Genomic DNA, 20,561 nt, shown 5'->3' with positions numbered 1-20,561 from the left:
GCCCGTTAAGATGACCTCCATTAAAACATGAGGTCACAATGGATAACCGCAAAATCAATCGACTGCGCCGCTGGGCGCGGGAAGGGATAATACTCGTTCTGCTGACGCTGGCCTTGGTGTGGGGTGTGGATCAATACCGAAAACCGACACTCCCCGCCAGTTTTAGTGCAACGCCGATGACGAGTATCGACGGCAACGTTCACGATATTGCGGCGCTCAGCCAGGATCGTCCGCTGCTGATCTACGTCTGGGCGACCTGGTGCAGCATTTGCCGCTACACGACGCCTGCGGTTAATCAACTGGCAGAAGAGGGCGGAAACGTGGTGAGTATCGCCATGCGTTCCGGTGACAACGCAAAGCTTGAGCGCTGGGTTGATAAGAAACAGCTGAAAATGCCGGTCATTAACGATGCAAACGGTGCTTTGTCGCAGCAGTGGCAGGTGAGCGTCACGCCAACGCTGGTGGTTGTGTCGAAGGGGAACGTGGTCAGTACCACAACGGGCTGGACGAGCTACTGGGGATTAAAATTAAGGATGTGGTGGGCAGGCGTATAAAAATAACCCCTCTCCCGGCGGAAGAGGGGTTTTGTATTACTTGGCCAGAACTTCCTGCGCGGTACGCTCAACCAGAGACAGCAGGATTTTAATATCTTCCAGCGTTACGGTTGGGTTCAGCAGCGTCAGCTTCAGGCAGGTCACGCCGTTATGCTCGGTCACACCGACGTTTGCACGGCCGGATTCCAGCAGTGCGTCACCAATTTTCTGGTTCAGCAGGGCGATACCTGCGTCATCCGTCTGCACCTGTCCGCGGAAGCGGAACAGCACGCTTGCCAGCTGCGGCTGCATAACCAGTTCCAGCGCAGGCTGCGATTTCACGTAGGCCGCAACCTGCTGTGCCAGGGTCACGCCGTGATCGATGATCGCCGCGTATTGCTCCTGACCCAGCGCTTCCAGGCTCATCCACAGCTTCAGTGCGTCGAAACGACGGGTGGTCTGCAGAGATTTGGAGACCAGGTTAGGCACGCCGGCTTCTTCGTCGAACTCAGAGTTCAGGTAAGCCGCCTGATAGCGCATCAGCTCATAGTGGCGCGCTTCTTTCAGCAGGAACGCGCCGCAGCTGATGGTCTGGAAGAACTGCTTGTGGAAGTCCAGTGTCACGGAATCCACCAGCTCAATGCCGTCCAGGTAGTGACGATACTGCTCAGACATCAGCAGCGCGCCGCCCCAGGCTGCATCAACATGTACCCAGATGTTCTGCTTCGCCGCCAGCTCTGCAATCGCACGCAGCGGGTCGATAGCACCGGCATCGGTGGTACCTGCCGTCGCGACGATCGCCAGAATCTGCTCGCCGTTCGCATTGCACTGCTCAATTTTCGCCGCCAGATCGGTCAGATCCATGCGGGAGAATTCGTCCGTTTTCACCTGCACCACGGACTGGTAGCCCAGGCCCATCAGCGCCATGTTTTTCTGCACGGAGAAGTGCGCGTTTTCGGAGCACAGTACGCGGATCTTACGCAGATCGCCTACCAGGCCGTTCTGCTGAACAGAGTGACCCTGACGCGCAAAGAACGCATCGCGCGCCAGCATCAGGCCCATCAGGTTGCTCTGGGTTCCGCCGCTGGTGAAGACACCGGCGTCGCCAGCCTGATAACCCACGCGGGTACGCAGCCACTCGATCAGTTTGATCTCAATGATGGTTGCGGACGGGCTTTGATCCCAGGAGTCCATACTCTGGTTAGTGGCGTTGATCAGCACTTCCGCCGCCTGGCTTACAACCAGGCTTGGGCAGTGCAGGTGCGCCACACACTGCGGGTGATGAACGGACAGGCTGTCTTTCAGGAAGAACTCGACGGCGCGTTCAATCGCCGCTTCGTTGCCCAGCCCTTTCGGGTTGAAATCCAGCTTAATACGGTCGCGCAGTTCCGCGACCGTTTTGCCCTGGTACATCTCAGGCTGTTTCAGCCACTGCATCACAGCCTGAGTGCTTTGTTCAATCGCCTGCTGGTAAGCTTCAATGCTCTGCGCAGAGGAGAACAAAATTGGGTTTGAATCAGACATCGTAATCAACAACTCCGGTTACGCCGGGCGAACGCCCGCAGCAAGCAGTGCCTGCTCGAATTTATCCAGGAAGATCTTCAGCTCTTCATCGCTGATCAGCAGTGAAGGCAGCAGACGCAGAACGATACCGTTACGACCACCGCGCTCCAGAATCAGACCGGCTTCGAAGCACTTCTTCTGAATCAGTGCAGACAGCTCGCCGTCGCCCGGGAAGCAGCCCATGTGGTCAGCCGCTTCGTGTGGCTTAACGATCTCAATACCGATCATCATGCCCAGACCGCGAACGTGACCAATCACTGGGTAGCGCTTCGCCATCTCTTTCAGCTGGCCTTTCAGCCATTCGCCCTGTGCAGCCACTTTGCCTGCGATGTTCTGGTCTTTCAGGATTTTCAGCGTTGTCAGACCGGTTGCCATCGCCAGCTGGTTGCCGCGGAAGGTACCGGTGTGGTGACCTGGTGCCCATGCATCGAACTGCTTTTTGATACCGAGTACGGCCAGCGGCAGACCGCCACCCACTGCTTTAGACATCACGATGATGTCTGGCTCAATGCCAGCGTGTTCGAAGGCGAAGAATTTACCGGTACGGGCAAAGCCAGCCTGAACTTCGTCGAGGATCAGCAGAATGCCGTGTTCCTGAGTCACTTTACGGATGCGCTGCAGCCACTCAGCCGGAGCCGGGTTCACGCCGCCTTCGCCCTGAACCGCTTCCAGGATCACCGCAGCAGGCTTACGCACGCCGCTTTCAACGTCGTTGATCAGGTTATCGAAGTAGTAAGTCAGCGCTTTCACGCCCGCTTCACCACCGATACCCAGCGGGCAGCGGTATTCGTGCGGGTAAGGCATGAACTGGACTTCTGGCATCATACCGTCAACCGCTTCTTTCGGAGACAGGTTGCCGGTCACGGACAGTGCGCCGTGGGTCATGCCGTGGTAACCACCAGAGAAGCTGATGATACCGCTACGGCCGGTCACTTTTTTCGCCAGCTTCAGCGCCGCTTCAACGGCGTCAGCGCCGGATGGACCGGTGAACTGCAGGCAGTACTCTTTGCCCTGACCAGGCAGCAGAGAGAGCAGGTATTCGGAAAACGCGTCTTTCAGAGGCGTCGTCAGATCCAGAGTATGTAACGGCAAGCCGCTGGTAATGACATTTTGGATGCTTTTCAGCACATCAGGATGGTTATGGCCAAGCGCAAGGGTCCCAGCGCCTGCTAAACAGTCAAGGTATTCTTTATTATCTGCATCGGTGATCCACACGCCTTCTGCTTTAGTGATGGCTAAAGGCAGTTTGCGCGGATAACTCCTGACGTTAGATTCAAACTCGGCCTGACGGGCCAGATAGGTTTCGTTGCTTTTGTGGGCATCTACGGTGTCAATACGGACTTTATCCGTCATCATATCACTCCTACAACCGCCGCTTCGTTATGAGCCACGATTGAATAAAAAGTTAAAAAACAGATGGGGGCCTGAAAAAAACGCCGCCAATATAGAGCCTTTTGCCACGGGGCTCAATGGTTAATTTGTTTACTGTTTTGTGACACGGGGCTGTAACGAGGAAATATCCCCATTTTTAAAATGAAAATTGCATTTTATGCCAAATAAAAACAGCGCGTTACAGGCCGTTTACTTGGTGTGTAAAGTCACAGAAAAGAGTGTGACAAATCGTGCCATCGAACGGCATAAAAGGAGGGTGACGCTTCCTGTTTCTTCGTCCTGGGCAAAAAACGGCGGTTACGTTGCATGCGCAACGGAATCACGCGGTAAAAAAGGACTTTCTACGCGCGTGGTTTCCTGATGTTCTTCACCGTTAATAATATGCAGGGCGCTCAGGCGACCAATTTCATAGTGCGGCAGTTGAACCGTCGAGAGAGGCGGCAGGAACAACTCCCCAATGCCCACCATATTGTCATAGCCGATAACGGCGACATCTTCCGGTATGCGAAGCCCTTGCGCCAGTAGCGTCTGATAGACCATAAACGCGATACGATCGTTGCCGCAGATAACCGCGTCGAACCGGGGAATACCATTCTGCATGTGCGCCAGCAATACTGACGGAATGTCACGATAGTGCTCATCGCCGAGTGCCATATAGCTGTGCGCCAGGCCGTCCGGATCGAGCCCCGCTTCACGGCATGCACGTTCCAGCCCCTGACGACGTCGGGTGGTGGCCAGATGCCCCTCAGGCAAATGCAGGCAGAGAGGGCGTCGATAACCCTCCGCGAGTAACGCCCGCACGGCGGTATATTGCCCCTGTTCATCATCGGGAATATAGCTGGCGACCTTTTCGCCGTCACTTTCGCAGTTGGCCAGCACGCAGGGAAGGGTGAGTAATTTGGCCGGGAGAGGAACCTGACGTAACCCCATGGTGGTGTAGATAATTCCGTCAGGCCGATGAGAAAGGAGAAGGTCGACAATGGCATCCGGGTTGTCATCGGTAAACATATTCATCACGAAGCTGTTCCAGCCGTGCATTCTGGCCGTCTCTTCAATCGACAGCGTGATCTCCACCGAGAAAGGCGTCGTCACCGTATCGAGCGCCAGTACGCCTATGGTTTTAGGCGAGGCATGCGCGCCGCGAATTTTCTTGGCGGAAAGATCGGGCACGTAGCTGGTTTGCTCGATAGCCAGCTGAACGCGTGCCAGCGTTTCCGGCTTAAGGCGCTCCGGGCTGTTCAGCGCACGGGAGACCGTCATCAGCGATACGTTAGCCAGCTTTGCGACGTCCTTCAGGGAAGCCATTTTCTTACTCCGTTAATGCTCTGTGTGAAAGGGTATACAACTAAGTCGCTGATGTAAAAGGAAGGCTGATGCACAGGCCAGGTCAGGTTTACCTCAGTGATGAATATTTGATCGAGATCTCACTCTCTTAATGTTAACGTTAACTTTCGTGATTAACATCTTAAATTTTTACCAAACAGCATGAGAAAGAATAAATGTTAACGTTACCATTGCGTCATTACTCCAACATGAGAATGTCATGATGAAAACGCATCACTCTCACAGCTACCCTTTATTAAGCGCACTACTCTTTTTCTTTTTTGTCACATGGTCATCTTCCGGCTCGTTGCTCTCTATCTGGCTCCATCAGGAGGTGGGGTTAAAGGCAGGGGATACGGGCGTCATCTATGCCGTGCTGTCCGTCTCCGCGCTGTGCGCGCAAATCTGCTACGGCTTCATTCAGGACAAGCTCGGCCTGCGAAAAAACCTGCTCTGGTTTCTGACCAGCCTGCTCATTCTTTCCGGTCCGGCCTTCCTGCTGTTTGGTTATCTGCTGCAAATTAACGTGTTACTCGGCAGTATTTTCGGCGGGGTTTATATCGGGCTGACGTTTAACGGCGGAATAGGGGTCCTGGAGTCCTATACCGAGCGCGTGGCCCGCCAGAGCCAGTTTGAGTTTGGCAAGGCGAGGATGTGGGGATCGCTGGGCTGGGCGGTGGCAACCTTTTTTGCAGGACTCCTGTTCAACATTAATCCGAAGCTGAACTTCGCGGTGGCGAGCTGCGCCGGGCTGGTGTTTTTTGTGTTGCTGGCACGCCTCCGGGTCTCTTCCGCGCCACACGCCATGCAGGAGGCGGTATCCGGCGGTAAGGTCACACTGGAGGATGCATTGCGCCTGCTGACGCTGCCGCGCTTCTGGGCGCTGGTATTTTTTGTTATCGGCACCTGTATTTATGGCGTCTACGACCAGCAGTTCCCGGTCTATTTCTCCTCACAGTTCCCGACGCTGCAGGAAGGAAACGCCATGTATGGCTATCTCAACTCCTTCCAGGTTTTCCTGGAGGCGGCGGGCATGTTTTGCGCCCCGTGGCTGGTGAATCGCCTCGGTGCGAAAAACGGCCTGATTTTCGCCGGAATGGTGATGGCGATGCGTATGGTGGCATCGGGTCTGGTTGAGGGGCCGGTATTGATCTCCATTACCAAGCTATTGCACGCGGTTGAGCTGCCCGTTTTGCTGGTCTCCATCTTCAAATACAACAGCCTGCATTTTGATAAGCGACTCTCTTCCACCCTCTATCTGGTGGGCTTTGCCTGTACAAGCTCAGTGATTGCCTCGGTGCTGTCGCCGCTGGCAGGTTACAGCTATGAGAAATACGGCTTTGCCCAGTCCTATCTCATCATGGGGCTACTGGTCTTCAGCACCACGTTTATCTCCATCTTCCTGTTGCGCTCGGGTAAGTCCTCTTCTGACCCGCTCATGCCGCAACCTTCCACCATCTGATCAAAGAGTAGAGAAATGACGTATTCCATTACGAAAGCAGAACAGGAAATTCAGTCCAGACGCGAAGGGCTTAACCTGCGCTGGTATCCCCGTTACCACCTCGCTGCGCGTGCTGGCTGGATGAACGACCCGAATGGCCTGGTCTGGTTTGACGGCTGGTATCACGCCTTTTATCAGCACCATCCGTATTCGACCCAATGGGGTCCGATGCACTGGGGCCATGCGCGCAGCAAAGATTTAGTTCACTGGGAGCACCTCCCGGTTGCGCTGGCACCGGAAGGACCAGACGACAAGGACGGCTGTTTTTCCGGCTCAGCGGTGGTGGATGGCGACACGCTGGCGCTGATCTACACCGGCCACAAGTTCCACGGCGATCCCGGCGATGAGGCTTATCTCTACCAGGTTCAGTGCCTGGCAACCAGCCGTGACGGCATCCACTTTGTACGGCACGGGACCGTCATTGACACACCACCTGGACTGCATCACTTCCGCGATCCGAAAGTATGGCGTGAAGGGGAGTGGTGGTACATGGTCGTTGGCGCGCGGGAGGGTGATACGGGCCAGGTGCGTGCGTACCGGTCTGCCGATTTGCGCGAGTGGCAGGACAGGGGCGTGCTCGCGGTGGCTGAAAAAGAGATGGGTTATATGTGGGAATGCCCGGACTTCTTCACTCTCGGTGGGAAACGCGTGCTGATGTTTTCGCCTCAGGGACTCACCGCAGACGGCTTTAAACATCGCAATCTTTTCCAGAGCGGCTATCTGGTAGGTGAATGGCAGCCTGGTCAGCCCTTTGTGCGTGAAGGTGAATTTGTGGAGATGGATTACGGGCATGATTTCTATGCGCCGCAAAGTTTCCTGACGCCGGATGGCCGACGCATCGTCATCGGCTGGCTGGACATGTGGGAATCCCCGCTGCCGGAACAGGAGGATGGCTGGGCGGGCATGCTCTCCTTACCTCGCGAGCTGACCCTGAGTGCGGATAACCATCTGCAAATGCGGCCGGCCAGAGAAGTTGAAACCCTGCGCGGGGCGTGGTTCCCCTGGCCGATAAGTACGCTTAATAACCAGCAGATGACGCTAGTGGAACACTGCGATGCGATGGAGGTCATTCTGCAATGGGATTGCGCGAACAGCAGCGCGGAGCAATACGGCATTCGTCTCGGCGACGGGCTACGCCTCTATGTTGATGCGCAGATGCAGCGCCTGGTGCTGGAACGACACTATCCACAGTATGGCCTGTGCGGCACCCGAAGCGTTGCGCTTAACCTGAACGACGCGCTCAGCCTGCGCCTGTTCTTTGACTGCTCTTCCGTGGAGGTGTTTGTTAACGAGGGTGAAGCGTGCCTCAGCAGCCGTATCTATCCGGATACCGACTGCCGCGAGCTGGCGTTATTTGCCTGGGCGGGGGGAGCGTCGCTTATTCATGGCGGGGCGTGGCAGTTAGAATAAAAGGGCTTATGGCATTCCTGACTTTTGCATGGAGAGAATCCGGCAAACAAAAAAGGCGACCGCAGTCGCCTGATTTATTTTATCAAGTCTTCAACCTGATCCGCTACCCACTTAGCCCCATGATATGCGCCATAGCCGATTACACCCACGGCTACAACACCGCCAACCATCCCAAAGCCGAGTCCTAATGCAGCAAGCCCCGACGTGATACCCGCAGCGCTAAGACCTTCTACAGCACCTAAAGAAGCGATAGCAAGTACAGGAGAACCCGCACCCACTATTTTAGCGAACCCTTCTTTTACTGCTTCATTTGCATCATCCATCATATAATCCTCAAGAATGATTAAAAAAAACGCCCATCTGTTAAGGGCAGCTCTAGCAATACACTAAAGACTTACAACACGGGTCTCACTTACACTTTGTGTTAACCGTATAACTATATGGCTTGCATCAAGCTATCTCTCAATGGCTGCTATATAGCCCCCTAATGAAAGGGGCTAGTTTTAGATTAATGCACTGTACCAAAAATAGGGCAAACGTAAGGGGGCATCTTAACCTTAATGAGTTAGAACAAAATCAATAACACTCTCACCTTTTAATTTCAGCTTGAGAGTGTAGCCTTGTTTCTTCCATACGCCGTTATTAGGCTTCCAGCCTTTCGAAAGGAGGGTTTCAGCAGCATCAGAGATAGGTTTATCAACCACACTATAAGCATCAGCTTCTAAATCTATCCGATCTTGTTGGCTCGTAATTGCTTTTTTGTTTTGTACTTTGGTTTTGTGAATATCGCAACCATGGCCATCAGTTACTTGAGTACATCCAGAGCGCTCTAATTGCTCCCGATAGTGCGCATTAATAGCATGAGCAGGAAGAGATGCAATAACCAGAACAGCTAATAATAGTTTTTTCATAATTCTAAATTCTGCCTTTCGTATATCACTGCAACAATAAGGATATAAGTAGCATTGTAGTAACAATGCATCGCCAAAATAATAGTCCTATCCCTGCCTCCTGTTTAAGAAAAACATTAGAAGGAACAATCCGCTTTATATAAACACTCGGTAGGCAGGAACGTGCATAACCCATATTAATGACTGTTTAGCTATTATCACAGCTATAAGCTATGTTTAATATGGTACGGTTGTAAGTAATACCTATAAATACGCCAGTAGCTACTAAAGCTAACGATACTAATGCAGAGCATATAATTACTTTAATCATGGCTATCATCACTATTTTATCCTAAGGAACCATTCTGATAATTCTTTCTCAGGAAATTTAACTCCTTCACTATACAAAAGTATCAATGAATCATGGTGTATATTAATACTCCTTTATTGTTGGGTTGGCCCCATATTTGATAAATAAACGAGATAAATTTAAAACTGTCAAACACATAGTTAGTTAGGTTAACGGTTTTCAATTCGCCGTTAGATCCTTTAATGCAACAGCTTGTAGAAACACCTTTAAAGGGGGATGTATATTGAGTACATTCGAAGAGCTTTATCGTTTACTTAAAAGCCGATCCCAACGCCAACAGAAGCACCCATGTTATTAGCGGTATCATCTGAGAAGCTTACTTTAGCGATGACATTATCATTGAAATTCACGCTTGCGCCTACAGCAAGGGCGCTTTCTCCTTCATACGTGGCTGCGCCAGCGCTAAACATAACTTTCTTATTGACTTGCACTTGAGGCAAGCCAGCCATTGCCATTGCACCACTAATACCAGCGTTAGCCTGTTTTTTGTTGTCGTCAACTTCACTTTTGAGGCTCTTGAATTGGCTGTTAATTTGCTGATTCATTGCATTGATAGCAGAGCGGTTAGCATTGATTGCTGAACGGTTAGCCGCTACGTTATTTTTAGTAATCTGATCTACTTCATGCTTAGTGATGATGGTTGTAACACCGTTAGCGCCATTACTCCCATTCAAACCATTTTTACCAGCAGCACCTACAGCCCCGGTAGCACCCATAGCGCCACGTTTACCTGCAATGCTAGACCCGTTCTTACCATCTTTACCATCAACACCATTAATCACTACAACACCCGCAGGAGCGGTTACAGGGGTATTAGTAATCGTTGTAGTAGGGAACGTTTGAACCGCTACCAATGGCGAGTTGACAGGCGTATTTGTCTGTGGGAACTGCTTCAACGGTACATTCATAACCAAATGTTGAGGTGGTATAGCTTGAGGCTGTTTAGTTGGCTGTGGTAACGGCTGAGGAATCAACTGTTGAGGTTGTGGGATCGCCTGTGGTTGTTTTGTTGGTGTAGCCTGTGGTTTAGAGGGTACAGCATACGGCTTAGGCTGAATTGGATTAGGCGCTAAAATTGTATTATTAGTCAGATCCTGAATATCTGCTTTCAGCTTAGGTAAATCGTGCAAATAACGTTGTGTAGCGTCATCTAACGCTTGTGCTTCTGGTGTGCCACTTTTAGAACCCTGTGCAGTATAAGCGCGCAGAGCATTGTTATAGTCATTAGCGATGTCAGAAGCCAAAGAACGAGCCAGATTTAGACGGTTGTTATATTGATCAACAGTCAGCGTTGCAGCATGTGCCTTGACCATAATACCAGCGAACAAACAACCAAATACAACTACGGCAGATTTATTGATAGGTTTCATTTGAAAGCTCTCATCATCAATGCAAGAAATAAATTAAAGTAAAGGTGCTATCCTGGCGGAAAGATATAACCTCTTGTTATATCTTGATTAAATTATGGCGTGTTTAGAAATTTAAGTTTGGCAACTTATTTCGTAACGTGCAGCAACTATCTATGAATGTGTAATTATGATTATTGATCTAAATCATAAATCGCATTAATAGCTAATTTAGTTCGTTGTATTAAAAAAGATATTATGTGTTAAATATCAATGATATAAGTTTTAAGTTGGTTTGATTTCATGATATGCATGAAATAAAAACTCATTAACATTTTTTAAGTTTTTTGGCGAGGAAAGATGAAAAATAGGCGAAATAGTTAATGTCAGTTAATGGATCTCTCTCTCTGTTTTATTAGTGAATCCTTCTTATGTTTTGAATGAAAGCAATGCTGAGCCTAACAGTAATCCTGCAGTTTTTTGCTAAAAATATTGTTGTTGAAAACTCAAGCGAAATGTATCTGGATATAAATTTATATGACTTAGTAACAGAATTGTTATACAAAATGGAGAGTCTGAAGGAGGGGCAGGGTAGCCCCATGTTTAAAGGTTTTTTGCTATGCTTGTTTCTTTTCGTTCCAGGCATCGGAATGCAAGATATTGCCATCCTTATAAAGGTGAGTGATTTTCTCGTAGGCTAAAGAAATATCTTCCATATGGCCTGTACCCGTAGCCGTTCGGGTATCGTGCATTACAGGACTAAAGCTAACTACTTTCACACTTTCTAATGTTCTGCCCCGTTGCAACAGCTTTAAACAGATAGGATGATGAACTGTCAATCTCTTTAGTGAAATTGAATGAGCAATGTTGCCGGCTTCCTGTCACTTTACCTGTTAAATTGTCTGTAGGAATGATCACGCTATGCTGTAAGCTACGCAGTTCTATGCTTCCATCACGTCCATGAACGTCACAAGATCCCATGATCTGAGATCCACCATCATCTTTTAAAATCAAATGTACTGGTACAGCCATTTTTAACGCTCCTTGCTGTTAATCATATAACCAGCGCTTAGATTTTGCTGATTCAATTAACATCCCTATTGTGAAATGAGGAACAGGGATAGATTCTTTTTTCCTAAAAGGATTAAATGATGTCGGTGTATCAGGATAATAAGTTTTAATACAAAATTTTCCACGATCAACATGGAATTGAGCAAAGAATTTTTCTAATAACTCTTCTGCTTCATATTCATCAAGATTTAGATCGGTATCTAAATCCGTTTCAGGTGTTAATTCCTTGTGTTTATTATTTAAAATATAAACACCATCATATTTACGTACTAAATCATAAATTTTTGATTCAAGATTATCTACCATGATTTATCATCACCTCTAGCAATGGTGTTATATTCTCGAATTGTGTTATAACTAATTTGAGACACATCCGAAGCGAAAATAATCCATCCTAAAACTGGTATGGCTCTTCCTGTAAAAGCGGCAATATTCGCTACGGATCTAATTCTTATCGTTGAAGGAGGATAACCACCAATCACAGAAGGGAGTTTAATTCCAAATGGAAACTTTGCTTTTTTGAATACCTTACGTGCTGCTTTAGAAGCGTAAGAGGTACCCTTTTCTGCACCTGTAGGTTTTGCCCTTGTGGGAAGAGAATTACGCCCAGATACAATAGCTACGACTGCAGTGAAGTCAGCAACACCTAACCCTAATTGCTCTACAACTTTTTCACAGAAAATCATGAAAAACAATTCAGACGCAGTAAGATTAGATTTCCCTGCATAGAAATATGTTCCATTTAATTCTTCAACTGTATCCATCAGTAACCCTTTAGTTTCAGGCAACATGTTTATTAATCGTACTGCGTGCAAGTACAAAGGGGAAGCTGTTTTTATGAAAAAGCACTTAAAATCAAAGTGCTGTTGGCTAAATAATTCATTAGCTACTGCTCAATACCATCTCTTACAATGTTAATTATTTTCTTTTCTGGGAAGGACCTTTTAGTTGTTTAACTAAAAAGACAGTGTGTAATAGAATGTCGTTGTTCTTTTTGAGCACTCGAAGTCTTTCGCTCCTGCCTTGAGTGAAGAATCATTATCCGAAAGAGTGGGCTTGCTTGAGCCAGCAAATTCCCCTAATCTGGCAAAAAGTAAGCTAATGCTTACCAAATGACTCGGGGTGCCCTTCTTTGTGAAGGCTGAGAAATACCCGTATTACCTGATCTGGATAATGCCAGCGTAGGGAAGTCAGATGCCTTCCCGGTCATCGCTTCTTCACGCAAGGCAGGAGCGAACCCATGCAGCCTGACCTGCTCGATTTACACGTTTTACATCACTTCCGCACCCGTTCTCCGCTGACCCATTGTATGACCAATGACGTCGTACAGACCTTTACGGCCAACGTTTTGCTGGCGCTTGGCGCATCCCCGGCGATGGTGATCGAGGCCGAAGAGGCCGAGCAATTTGCCGCGATAGCCGATGCGCTGCTGGTTAACGTTGGCACGCTGACCGCGCCGCGCGCCCAGTCGATGCGTCGTGCCATTGAAAGCGCGGTGGCGGCAGGCAAGCCCTGGACGCTGGACCCTGTTGCCGTGGGCGCCCTGGCGTTCCGCACCCGCTTTTGCCATCAAATTCTTGCCCTGAAACCGGCGGCCATTCGCGGCAATGCCTCTGAAATCCTTGCTCTTGCCGGGATGAGCGCCGGCGGGCGCGGCGTCGATACGACCGATACCGCCGCCAGCGCGGTGCCTGCTGCCCAGGCGCTGGCCCGGCAGATCAATACGATTGTGGTAGTCACCGGCGAGGTGGACTACATCACGGACGGGCAACGTACCCGAACGGTTACCGGCGGTGACCCGCTGATGACGCGCGTGGTGGGCACCGGATGCGCGCTTTCTGCCGTTGTGGCGGCGAGCTGTTCGCTGCCGGGTGACCGGCTGGATAACATCGCTGCCGCCTGCGGATGGATGAAACGAGCCGGAACGGTCGCCGTTGCGCAGTCGCGTGGCCCGGGCAGTTTTGCCAGCGCGTTCCTGGATGCGCTCTACACGCTGGAGGAGCAGGCATGAAGCGAATTAACGCCCTGACCATTGCCGGCACCGATCCCAGCGGCGGCGCGGGTATCCAGGCTGATCTGAAAACCTTCTCAGCCCTTGGCGCGTACGGCTGCTCGGTCATCACCGCGCTGGTGGCGCAAAACACGCGCGGCGTGCAGTCGGTCTACCGTATCGAGCCGGATTTTGTTGCCGCGCAGCTGGATTCAGTGTTCAGCGACGTGCGCATCGATACCACCAAAATCGGCATGCTGGCCGAAACGGATATCGTTGAAGCGGTGGCCGAGCGGCTTAAACGCTATCAGGTGCAAAACGTAGTGCTGGATACGGTGATGCTGGCGAAAAGCGGCGATCCGCTGCTCTCCGCCTCTGCCGTGGAAACGCTACGCAAAAAGCTGCTGCCACAGGTAGCACTCATCACGCCCAACCTGCCGGAAGCCGCCGCGCTGTTGGGCACATCGCACGCGCAAACGGAACGCGAGATGAAAGCGCAGGGCAACGCGCTGCTGGCGATGGGCTGCGGGGCGGTGCTGATGAAGGGTGGGCATCTGGATGACGCGGAAAGCCCGGACTGGCTCTTCACCCGCGACGGCGAAGTGCGCTTTACCGCGCCACGCGTGCAGACCAAAAATACCCACGGCACGGGCTGTACGCTCTCGGCCGCGCTGGCGGCGCTGCGTCCCCGGCATGAAGGCTGGGTCGATACGGTGCGCGAAGCGAAAGCCTGGCTCTCGGCGGCGCTGGCAAAAGCCGATACTCTGGAAGTCGGTCACGGTATTGGGCCGGTTCATCATTTTCATGCATGGTGGTAAGCCAGTATACTGGCAGAATACATCACGCCTGAGAAAACAGAGATGGAACAAGCGCATACCCGGTTAATCGCTCAATTGAATGAACGGATCGCCGCGCCCGATAACACGCCGCTGTACCTGAAGTTTGCCGAAACGGTAAAAAATGCGGTGCGCAGCGGGGTGCTGGAGCACGGGAATATTTTGCCCGGCGAGCGCGATCTGAGCCAGTTGACCGGGGTGTCGCGCATTACCGTGCGTAAAGCGATGCAGGCGCTGGAGGAAGAGGGTGTGGTGACGCGCGCTCGTGGCTACGGGACGCAAATCAACAATATCTTCGAATATTCGCTGAAAGAGGCGCGCGGCTTCTCACAGCAGGTGGTGCTGCGCGGCCAAACGCCAAATACGCTCTGGGTTAACAAGCGGGTGGTGAAATGCCCGGAAGAGGTGGCTGACCACCTGTCGATCTCCCCGGACAGCGAGGTCTTTTTGCTCAAGCGCATTCGCTATGTGGATGACGATGCGGTGTCCATTGAAGAGTCCTGGGTCCCGGTCGGGTTAATTCCCGACCCGGATGCGATTGGTATTTCTCTCTACGACTACTTCCGCAGCCAGAATATCTTCCCGCAACGCACCCGCTCAAGGGTGAGCGCCCGCATGCCGGACAGCGAGTTTCAGGCGCACATTAAGATGGATGAAAAAATACCGGTGCTGGTGATCAAGCAGGTCGCGCTTGACCAGCAGCACCGGCCGATTGAGTACAGCATCAGCTACTGTCGCAGCGACCTATACGTCTTTGTGTGCGAGGAGTAATTCCTCGCGAGTTGGTGCGCAATCGCCGCCGCGTTGGCTGACCACCCGGGACGCCACGGCATTACCTAGCAGAACCGCGTCCGCCAGCGACCATCCTCCCGCCAGTCCGGCAAGCGTGCCGCCCGCGTGGCTGTCGCCTGCGCCAATGGTGTCCACGACCGTCGCCGGGAACGCCGGAACAACGCCCGATCTCCCGGCGTCATACCAGGCCGCACCGTCTTTATCGTGGCGCACAATCAGTGCGGCCCCGAAACGCTGCTGCCACTCTGCACCCAGGTTTTCAGCCACGACACCCAGCCGCCCGGCTGCGATCTCCGCTTCCTGACGATTAAGGGACACGATTGGCCTGCAGGCTATGATTCTCTCCATCAGCGCGTCGGGGATATCCGCAATACGGGGGCCGAAATCGATGAAGGCCGTCACGTCCTGTAATCCCTCCAGCCAGCGTGTCAGCAGTTCACCGCACGGTGAGGCCAACTGATAGCCGGACAAATACACCAGGCTGTTTTGCGGGACGTGAAGCGCATCCAGCCAGCGCTGCTGCCACTGGTTCTCCACGCCGCTAAAGGACATAAAGGTGCGTTCGCCGTCAGGCTCAACCAGCGCCAGGCACCAGCCGTTATCGCCCGTATCGGCCTCCACGGCGCTGTGCAGATCCTGCTTCGCCATGGCGTTGCGGATAATATCTGCCCACACGCCATGACCGACGGGCAGAGCGTTTTGCGCCGTAATGCCGAGCCGCTTCAGGGCAATGGCGATATTCAGCGCGCAGCCGCCAATATTCACGCCCTGCTGCTTAAGTTCGATATCGCACCCGCGCCAGGGCAGGGCGTAGGCGTCGGCGATGACGTCAATCACCGCTGCGCCCAGCACCGTCACCGGGCGCGTGGCGTGCAGATTTTCGAGACGTTGGGCAAATGCATTCATACGCCCTCCCTTTGCTCCCTGAAGTGCAGCAGTTTCTCGCAATAATGGCCGAAGCTGAGCTGGTTGACGGCATCGAGTTCGGCTTTGAGCGCCGGGTCAATCGCCTGCACACCGTGGAGCGCACCACAGATGGCCGTCGCCATAGCGCCAATGGTGTCCGTATCACCGCCCAGATTGGCGCATAAAATGGCGCAGCGGTTCGGGTCGGTTCCCGCCAGTTCCACCATCGCAATGGCCGCCGGAACGGACTCGATGGTGCTGGTTCCCGCGCCAATCAGCTGATAAACCTGCTCGCTGGCGGAGTCAATACCGTTGGCTTCCCGCACGTTCTTAAGCGCCAGCTCAATACGCGCCGCCAGCGACGCGCTGAAGGTGGTGGTTTTCATCTCCTGCGCATAGCGGGCGATCCCCGGCAGGGCATCAACGATGTTCTGCCAGCTTTCGCCGTCGATGGCGCGGGAAACCGCCCAGGCAATCACCACCGCGCCGGCAATGGCGAGGTCCGATTTATGGGTCGGGCTGGAGGCCAGCGCCACCTGTTCAACAAAGTGTTCCAGCCGCGTCGCCGGGAGCAGGCAGCCCAGCGGGGAGGCGCGCATCGCCGCCCCGTTCGTCACGCCGTTGTTTTCCAGTTCGCTGACCGGTTTCCCGTCACGAATCGCATTAAGCGCGATTTTTGAGGTCGGGCCGAGCACATTCTTGTTGAACGCGTCGAAATCGAGCGCCCAGTTCAGGATATGCTTGCCGATAACGTCTGCGTTAATCTCCCCGTCGCACTCAATGATCGCATCGGCGAGGCACAGCGCCATTGAGGTATCGTCGGTGAACTCTGCCTGCCCGAAATAGCAGGCCGCGTTATTTTCTGCCGGGCCGGGTAAAAAGCGGTCGATCCAGCCGAAGTGCGCTTTGACGCGCTTTCTCGGCCACAGCTCCGACGGCATGCCCATCGCATCCCCTAACGCCTGCCCGTAAAGGGCACCGAGAACACGTTCTTGTTTCATTTAACTTCCCCTTGTGTCAGCGCGGTATCGCCATCAACCACCTCAATAGCAGTGATCTCTTTGTCCGATTCGCGGAAAAACAGCATAAACAGCACGGCAATCACGGCAATCATGATTGCGCCAAATGCCCACATTCCGGCCCAGTTGAAGGTCAGCCCATTCACCGGCTCTTTATATGCGAACATTTTTTCCATCATCACGCCGCCCAGGCGGTAACCCAGCAGGCTACCAAAGCCCTGGCAGCACAGCGTAATCAGGCCTTGCGCGGCGGTACGCATGTGCACCGGCGCTTTTTTATCCACGTAGATGTACGCGGTAACGTAGTAGAAGTCGTAGCTCACGCCGTGCAGCAGAATGCCGAGGAACAGCAGGGCGTAGGTGAAGTACTGTTCCGCACCGCCATAAACGAAGAACCCGTAGCGGATGGCGGCCGTGATCAGACCCAGCAGTAAGACCTTCTTAATACCAAAGCGTTTGGTAAAGAACGGCAGCGCCAGCATAAAGAAGATTTCAGAGAACTGGCCGAGCGTCATCCAGCCGGTGGCGTTTTTCATTCCCACTTCGGTGAGATAGCCGTTGGCGAAGATGTAATAGAAGGCCAGCGGCATGGCGAACAGAAACGAGCAGAAGAAGAACACGAGGAAGTTTTTGTCGCGCAGCAGGACCAGCGCGTCCAGCCCCAGCATCACTTTGAAGTCCAGCTTGCCGGTACTTTTCGGCGGTGTGTTCGGCAGGAAGAGGGCAAACACGCCGAGCAGGGCGGAGCTGGCTGCCGTCATCAGCAGAGGAATATTGGTATCGGAAATATCGCTATAGCCCAGCATCTGCGGCAGGAAGCCGCACGCCAGCCCGGAGGCGATCCAGCCGATAGTGCCCATCACGCGGATACGCGGGAAATCGGCCTCGACGTCATCCACGTTCGCGAAGGCAATACTGTTGGTCAGCGCGATGGTGGGCATATAGGTCAGGGAGTAAACCAGCAGCAGCGGGAAGAAGGTGCTGAACTGGGTTTGCTGTGCGGCGAAGTACATCAGAATCGCGCCGGCAAACATCAGCACCGCCAGCACTTTCTGCGCGGCGAAGAAGCGGTCCGTCAGCGATCCGACCAGAATTGGGGAGAGGATAGCGGCAATGGCGGTACAGGCATAAGACCAGCCGATTTCCCCGGCGGTAAAACCGCTTTTGCTCAGCCACAGCCACAGCGGCACAAACCACGCGCCCCAGATAAACCATTCAACAAACATCATGAATGACAGTTGGACTTTCGTTTTCATTTTTTAATCCTGCATGTCAGAGAGGGTACGCCTTTAACATACCATTCTATAATACCTTTTAAATACCTTTGTGGCGATTGTTTGATCAATGTAACAGTTTTGTTGTACACGAATCGAGCCAGCAGATTGTGCTGAAAAAAAATGCAAAAGGTGGAAAATCTGTTAAGTCGGTACCAGGCTTAGTCTGCCCATAAATAATGGGACTGGATAAACACACACCGACACGACGTCGGACTTACGGGAGTATCACATGACTGATATTGCGCAGTTGCTTGGCAAAGACGCCGACAGCCTTTTACAGCATCGTTGTATGACCATTCCAGCCGACCAGCTCTATCTGCCGGGTCACGACTACGTCGACCGCGTGATGGTCGATAACAACCGTCCGCCTGCGGTTTTGCGAAATATGCAGACGCTCTACAACACCGGGCGGCTCGGTGGCACCGGATATCTTTCCATTCTGCCGGTAGACCAGGGCGTTGAGCACTCGGCGGGCGCCTCTTTCGCGGCGAATCCGCTCTATTTCGATCCGAAGAACATTGTTGAGCTGGCGATTGAAGCGGGCTGTAACTGCGTGGCCTCCACCTACGGCGTGCTGGCCTCCGTCTCGCGTCGCTATGCCCACCGCATTCCGTTCCTCGTGAAGCTGAACCACAATGAAACCCTGAGCTATCCCACCGAATATGACCAGACGCTCTACGCCAGCGTCGAGCAGGCGTTCAATATGGGGGCGGTTGCCGTTGGGGCGACGATTTACTTTGGCTCTGAACAGTCCCGTCGTCAGATTGAAGAGATCTCTGCGGCGTTTGAGCGCGCGCACGAGCTGGGTATGGTAACCGTGCTGTGGGCGTACCTGCGTAACTCGGCGTTCAAAAAAGACGGCGTGGATTACCACGTGTCGGCCGATCTTACCGGCCAGGCGAACCATCTGGCGGCGACCATTGGCGCAGACATCGTGAAGCAGAAAATGGCCGAGAATAACGGCGGCTATAAAGCGGTGAACTTTGGTTACACCGATGACCGCGTTTACAGCAAGCTGACCAGCGATAACCCGATCGATCTGGTGCGCTACCAGCTGGCGAACTGCTATATGGGACGTGCAGGGCTGATTAACTCCGGCGGCGCGGCGGGCGGCGATACTGACCTGTCAGACGCAGTGCGTACGGCGGTTATTAACAAACGCGCGGGCGGCATGGGGCTGATCCTGGGTCGTAAGGCGTTTAAGAAATCGATGGCCGACGGCGTGAAGCTGATCAATGCGGTGCAGGACGTCTATCTGGACAGCAAAGTCACGATTGCCTGACCTGAGGGCGAAGTGTTGGCCGGGTAAGGCGTAGCCGCCACCCGGCAATACCATCAGCGCAAAAGCACACAGTCCGGCGGCAACCGACACTGCAGCGCGCCGGGCAACACCTCAATGCGGAACTGTGTTCCGCTTAGCGGCTCTCCGTCGAGGTTAAACGTCATCCCGTGCGGGGCATTGACCTCAAACCATGCGGATTTCCCATCAATGATATTCGGACTCTCTTCCGGCTGCGTCAGCGTGGTAAACAGCGCGGGCAGCAGGCCATCGCCCGTGAAAATCCGCAGCTGTAGCTGACCGTCATTGATCAGCGCCTCCGGGCACAGCTGCTGGCCGCCGCCAGCCTGTCGACCATTGCCAATGCCAATGACCAGCGCGTCACCCTGCCACTGAAAATCCTCGCCGCGAATTTCGCAGCGGTCAGGCTTGAGGGTATCCATGCGCATCAGACCGTGGATGAGATACGACACGCCGCCCAGCGCCGCCTTCAGTTTTTCCGGCGTTTCGCTGGTGATGCGCGTGCCGAACCCGCCGGTGGCCATATTGATAAAGCAGGTTTTGTCATTCACCTGCGCAATATCTACCGCGGTGGCTTTACCGAGGATCGCCAGCTGGAGCGCTTTTTCTAACGCCTCCGGGATCCCTGCGCTGGTGGCAAAATCATTGGCGGTGCCGAGCGGTAAAATGCCCATCACCGGGCGGTTTGCCGGGGGCAGGTCGATCAGCGCTGACGCGATCTCATTGATGGTGCCATCGCCGCCGCCGGAAATGATGGTGTTGACGCCAAGCCCGAGGGCTTCATTGATATAGCGTGCCGCGTCGCCTTTTTCCCAGGTTACCCTGACGTGGATGCGCGCGCCGTCGTCACGCAAATCCTGAATTGCCTGACGCAGGAGATCGTTGCCCGCACTTTTGCCATTGAGAATCAATAAACTGTCTGGATAGGTTGCCATCCGCGCTTCTCCCTTTTTTAGCGTTAGTAAGAGTGTATAGCAGAGAGGAAAAAAGCGGGTAAGAACAGGATGAAAGGAACAAAATAAGCCTGAAAGCGCGTTACACT

20 protein-coding genes, 1 pseudogene and 1 riboswitch are annotated in these 20,561 nt (G+C 53.0%); of the genes and pseudogenes, 8 read left to right on the top strand and 13 right to left on the bottom strand.

The features are described 5' to 3' along the window. Positions 1 to 38 precede the first annotated feature (38 nt). Positions 39 to 554 (top strand): protein disulfide oxidoreductase, encoded by a 516-nt coding sequence (locus BFG58_RS22700; RefSeq protein ID WP_069720634.1) that lies wholly within the window; start codon positions 39 to 41, stop codon positions 552 to 554. 36 nt (positions 555 to 590) lie between these two features. Here BFG58_RS22700 and BFG58_RS22695 read toward each other — a convergent pair whose 3' ends face one another. From BFG58_RS22695 to BFG58_RS22685, 3 genes are all read right to left on the bottom strand, one after another. Next, entirely contained in the window at positions 591 to 2,057 is a 1,467-nt protein-coding gene (locus BFG58_RS22695; RefSeq protein WP_069720633.1) for an aspartate aminotransferase family protein, read from the bottom strand. Positions 2,058 to 2,075: 18 nt separating this feature from the next. Next, complete coding sequence (locus BFG58_RS22690) at positions 2,076 to 3,452, bottom strand: diaminobutyrate--2-oxoglutarate transaminase (RefSeq protein ID WP_014884533.1); 1,377 nt, start codon at positions 3,450 to 3,452, stop codon at positions 2,076 to 2,078. Positions 3,453 to 3,785: 333 nt separating this feature from the next. Next, positions 3,786 to 4,793 (bottom strand): LacI family DNA-binding transcriptional regulator, encoded by a 1,008-nt coding sequence (locus BFG58_RS22685; RefSeq protein WP_069720632.1) that lies wholly within the window; start codon positions 4,791 to 4,793, stop codon positions 3,786 to 3,788. Between the two features lie 238 nt (positions 4,794 to 5,031). Between BFG58_RS22685 and BFG58_RS22680 the strand changes: the two genes are divergently transcribed. Together BFG58_RS22680 and BFG58_RS22675 are read left to right on the top strand one after the other, a co-directional pair. Continuing rightward, on the top strand, positions 5,032 to 6,273 hold the full coding sequence (locus BFG58_RS22680) for an MFS transporter (RefSeq protein WP_069720631.1): 1,242 nt from the start codon (positions 5,032 to 5,034) through the stop codon (positions 6,271 to 6,273). A gap of 15 nt (positions 6,274 to 6,288) precedes the next feature. Next, positions 6,289 to 7,722 (top strand): glycoside hydrolase family 32 protein, encoded by a 1,434-nt coding sequence (locus BFG58_RS22675; protein WP_069720630.1) that lies wholly within the window; start codon positions 6,289 to 6,291, stop codon positions 7,720 to 7,722. 74 nt (positions 7,723 to 7,796) lie between these two features. Here BFG58_RS22675 and BFG58_RS22670 read toward each other — a convergent pair whose 3' ends face one another. The 3 genes from BFG58_RS22670 to BFG58_RS24395 form a co-directional block, all read right to left on the bottom strand. After that, complete coding sequence (locus BFG58_RS22670) at positions 7,797 to 8,048, bottom strand: hypothetical protein (protein WP_139125341.1); 252 nt, start codon at positions 8,046 to 8,048, stop codon at positions 7,797 to 7,799. Between the two features lie 231 nt (positions 8,049 to 8,279). Then, positions 8,280 to 8,633 (bottom strand): hypothetical protein, encoded by a 354-nt coding sequence (locus BFG58_RS22665; protein ID WP_069720628.1) that lies wholly within the window; start codon positions 8,631 to 8,633, stop codon positions 8,280 to 8,282. Between the two features lie 603 nt (positions 8,634 to 9,236). Further along, positions 9,237 to 10,352, bottom strand: coding sequence for a YadA-like family protein (locus BFG58_RS24395; protein ID WP_254665216.1), 1,116 nt, complete (start codon positions 10,350 to 10,352; stop codon positions 9,237 to 9,239). Between the two features lie 416 nt (positions 10,353 to 10,768). Between BFG58_RS24395 and BFG58_RS24160 the strand changes: the two genes are divergently transcribed. Beyond that, positions 10,769 to 11,029 carry a hypothetical protein gene (locus tag BFG58_RS24160; RefSeq protein WP_175430187.1) on the top strand — a complete coding sequence of 87 codons (261 nt, stop codon included), beginning with the start codon at positions 10,769 to 10,771 and terminating at the stop codon, positions 11,027 to 11,029. Here BFG58_RS24160 and BFG58_RS23650 read toward each other — a convergent pair. From BFG58_RS23650 to BFG58_RS23640, 3 genes and pseudogenes are all read right to left on the bottom strand, one after another. After that, positions 10,946 to 11,360: pseudogene (locus tag BFG58_RS23650) on the bottom strand (Hcp family type VI secretion system effector). The gene BFG58_RS24160 and the pseudogene BFG58_RS23650 overlap by 84 nt on opposite strands. A gap of 18 nt (positions 11,361 to 11,378) precedes the next feature. Further along, the gene (locus BFG58_RS23645; protein WP_083261567.1) at positions 11,379 to 11,705 is read right to left on the bottom strand and encodes a DUF1493 family protein; all 327 of its coding nucleotides are present in this window, start codon (positions 11,703 to 11,705) and stop codon (positions 11,379 to 11,381) included. Continuing rightward, positions 11,699 to 12,163 carry an STM2901 family protein gene (locus BFG58_RS23640; RefSeq protein ID WP_083261565.1) on the bottom strand — a complete coding sequence of 155 codons (465 nt, stop codon included), beginning with the start codon at positions 12,161 to 12,163 and terminating at the stop codon, positions 11,699 to 11,701. The genes BFG58_RS23645 and BFG58_RS23640 overlap by 7 nt, the downstream gene beginning before the upstream one ends. A gap of 344 nt (positions 12,164 to 12,507) precedes the next feature. Then, positions 12,508 to 12,604: riboswitch (TPP riboswitch) on the top strand. A 35-nt stretch (positions 12,605 to 12,639) separates the two neighbouring features. Between BFG58_RS23640 and thiM the strand changes: the two genes are divergently transcribed. The 3 genes from thiM to BFG58_RS22640 are packed head-to-tail and all read left to right on the top strand — an operon-like array spanning position 12,640 to position 14,996. Next, positions 12,640 to 13,410, top strand: coding sequence for a hydroxyethylthiazole kinase (gene thiM / locus BFG58_RS22650; protein ID WP_069720626.1), 771 nt, complete (start codon positions 12,640 to 12,642; stop codon positions 13,408 to 13,410). Then, the gene (thiD, locus tag BFG58_RS22645) at positions 13,407 to 14,207 is read left to right on the top strand and encodes a bifunctional hydroxymethylpyrimidine kinase/phosphomethylpyrimidine kinase (RefSeq protein WP_069720625.1); all 801 of its coding nucleotides are present in this window, start codon (positions 13,407 to 13,409) and stop codon (positions 14,205 to 14,207) included. The genes thiM and thiD overlap by 4 nt, the downstream gene beginning before the upstream one ends. 42 nt (positions 14,208 to 14,249) lie before the next feature. Next, positions 14,250 to 14,996, top strand: a complete 747-nt coding sequence (locus tag BFG58_RS22640; RefSeq protein WP_069720624.1) for a GntR family transcriptional regulator — start codon at positions 14,250 to 14,252, stop codon at positions 14,994 to 14,996. On the opposite strand, the gene BFG58_RS22635 is transcribed toward BFG58_RS22640, so the two are convergent. From BFG58_RS22635 to BFG58_RS22625, 3 genes are read right to left on the bottom strand one after another with little or no spacing between them, the layout of a single operon-like run. Beyond that, complete coding sequence (locus tag BFG58_RS22635; RefSeq protein WP_069720623.1) at positions 14,970 to 15,923, bottom strand: PfkB family carbohydrate kinase; 954 nt, start codon at positions 15,921 to 15,923, stop codon at positions 14,970 to 14,972. The two genes, BFG58_RS22640 and BFG58_RS22635, sit on opposite strands and share 27 nt — an antisense overlap. After that, on the bottom strand, positions 15,920 to 16,924 hold the full coding sequence (locus tag BFG58_RS22630) for an ADP-ribosylglycohydrolase family protein (RefSeq protein WP_069720622.1): 1,005 nt from the start codon (positions 16,922 to 16,924) through the stop codon (positions 15,920 to 15,922). The genes BFG58_RS22635 and BFG58_RS22630 overlap by 4 nt, the downstream gene beginning before the upstream one ends. Beyond that, on the bottom strand, positions 16,921 to 18,198 hold the full coding sequence (locus BFG58_RS22625) for a nucleoside permease (protein WP_069720621.1): 1,278 nt from the start codon (positions 18,196 to 18,198) through the stop codon (positions 16,921 to 16,923). The genes BFG58_RS22630 and BFG58_RS22625 overlap by 4 nt, the downstream gene beginning before the upstream one ends. A gap of 250 nt (positions 18,199 to 18,448) precedes the next feature. Between BFG58_RS22625 and fbaB the strand changes: the two genes are divergently transcribed. Continuing rightward, positions 18,449 to 19,501, top strand: a complete 1,053-nt coding sequence (fbaB, locus tag BFG58_RS22620; RefSeq protein WP_008500869.1) for a class I fructose-bisphosphate aldolase — start codon at positions 18,449 to 18,451, stop codon at positions 19,499 to 19,501. 53 nt (positions 19,502 to 19,554) lie between these two features. Here fbaB and yegS read toward each other — a convergent pair whose 3' ends face one another. Further along, positions 19,555 to 20,454 carry a lipid kinase YegS gene (gene yegS / locus BFG58_RS22615; protein ID WP_045908639.1) on the bottom strand — a complete coding sequence of 300 codons (900 nt, stop codon included), beginning with the start codon at positions 20,452 to 20,454 and terminating at the stop codon, positions 19,555 to 19,557. Positions 20,455 to 20,561: the final 107 nt, after the last annotated feature.

Source organism: Enterobacter sp. ku-bf2, from assembly GCF_001742765.1.
GTDB lineage: Bacteria > Pseudomonadota > Gammaproteobacteria > Enterobacterales > Enterobacteriaceae > Enterobacter > Enterobacter quasiroggenkampii.
This window is presented reverse-complemented; position numbering and strand designations above follow the sequence as displayed.

Bases quoted from the DNA above. Each gene is read 5' to 3' on its own strand.
- BFG58_RS24395 (WP_254665216.1), bottom strand. From the start codon at position 10,352: ATGAAACCTATCAATAAATCTGCCGTAGTTGTATTTGGTTGTTTGTTC.
- fbaB (WP_008500869.1), top strand. From the start codon at position 18,449: ATGACTGATATTGCGCAGTTGCTTGGCAAAGACGCCGACAGCCTTTTA.
- BFG58_RS22690 (WP_014884533.1), bottom strand. From the start codon at position 3,452: ATGATGACGGATAAAGTCCGTATTGACACCGTAGATGCCCACAAAAGC.
- BFG58_RS22675 (WP_069720630.1), top strand. From the start codon at position 6,289: ATGACGTATTCCATTACGAAAGCAGAACAGGAAATTCAGTCCAGACGC.
- BFG58_RS22665 (WP_069720628.1), bottom strand. From the start codon at position 8,633: ATGAAAAAACTATTATTAGCTGTTCTGGTTATTGCATCTCTTCCTGCT.
- BFG58_RS22670 (WP_139125341.1), bottom strand. From the start codon at position 8,048: ATGATGGATGATGCAAATGAAGCAGTAAAAGAAGGGTTCGCTAAAATA.
- BFG58_RS22630 (WP_069720622.1), bottom strand. From the start codon at position 16,924: ATGAAACAAGAACGTGTTCTCGGTGCCCTTTACGGGCAGGCGTTAGGG.
- BFG58_RS23640 (WP_083261565.1), bottom strand. From the start codon at position 12,163: ATGGATACAGTTGAAGAATTAAATGGAACATATTTCTATGCAGGGAAA.
- BFG58_RS22685 (WP_069720632.1), bottom strand. From the start codon at position 4,793: ATGGCTTCCCTGAAGGACGTCGCAAAGCTGGCTAACGTATCGCTGATG.
- BFG58_RS22695 (WP_069720633.1), bottom strand. From the start codon at position 2,057: ATGTCTGATTCAAACCCAATTTTGTTCTCCTCTGCGCAGAGCATTGAA.
- BFG58_RS22680 (WP_069720631.1), top strand. From the start codon at position 5,032: ATGATGAAAACGCATCACTCTCACAGCTACCCTTTATTAAGCGCACTA.
- BFG58_RS22635 (WP_069720623.1), bottom strand. From the start codon at position 15,923: ATGAATGCATTTGCCCAACGTCTCGAAAATCTGCACGCCACGCGCCCG.
- BFG58_RS24160 (WP_175430187.1), top strand. From the start codon at position 10,769: ATGAAAGCAATGCTGAGCCTAACAGTAATCCTGCAGTTTTTTGCTAAA.
- thiM (WP_069720626.1), top strand. From the start codon at position 12,640: ATGCAGCCTGACCTGCTCGATTTACACGTTTTACATCACTTCCGCACC.
- BFG58_RS22625 (WP_069720621.1), bottom strand. From the start codon at position 18,198: ATGAAAACGAAAGTCCAACTGTCATTCATGATGTTTGTTGAATGGTTT.
- BFG58_RS23645 (WP_083261567.1), bottom strand. From the start codon at position 11,705: ATGGTAGATAATCTTGAATCAAAAATTTATGATTTAGTACGTAAATAT.
- yegS (WP_045908639.1), bottom strand. From the start codon at position 20,454: ATGGCAACCTATCCAGACAGTTTATTGATTCTCAATGGCAAAAGTGCG.
- BFG58_RS22640 (WP_069720624.1), top strand. From the start codon at position 14,250: ATGGAACAAGCGCATACCCGGTTAATCGCTCAATTGAATGAACGGATC.
- BFG58_RS22700 (WP_069720634.1), top strand. From the start codon at position 39: ATGGATAACCGCAAAATCAATCGACTGCGCCGCTGGGCGCGGGAAGGG.
- thiD (WP_069720625.1), top strand. From the start codon at position 13,407: ATGAAGCGAATTAACGCCCTGACCATTGCCGGCACCGATCCCAGCGGC.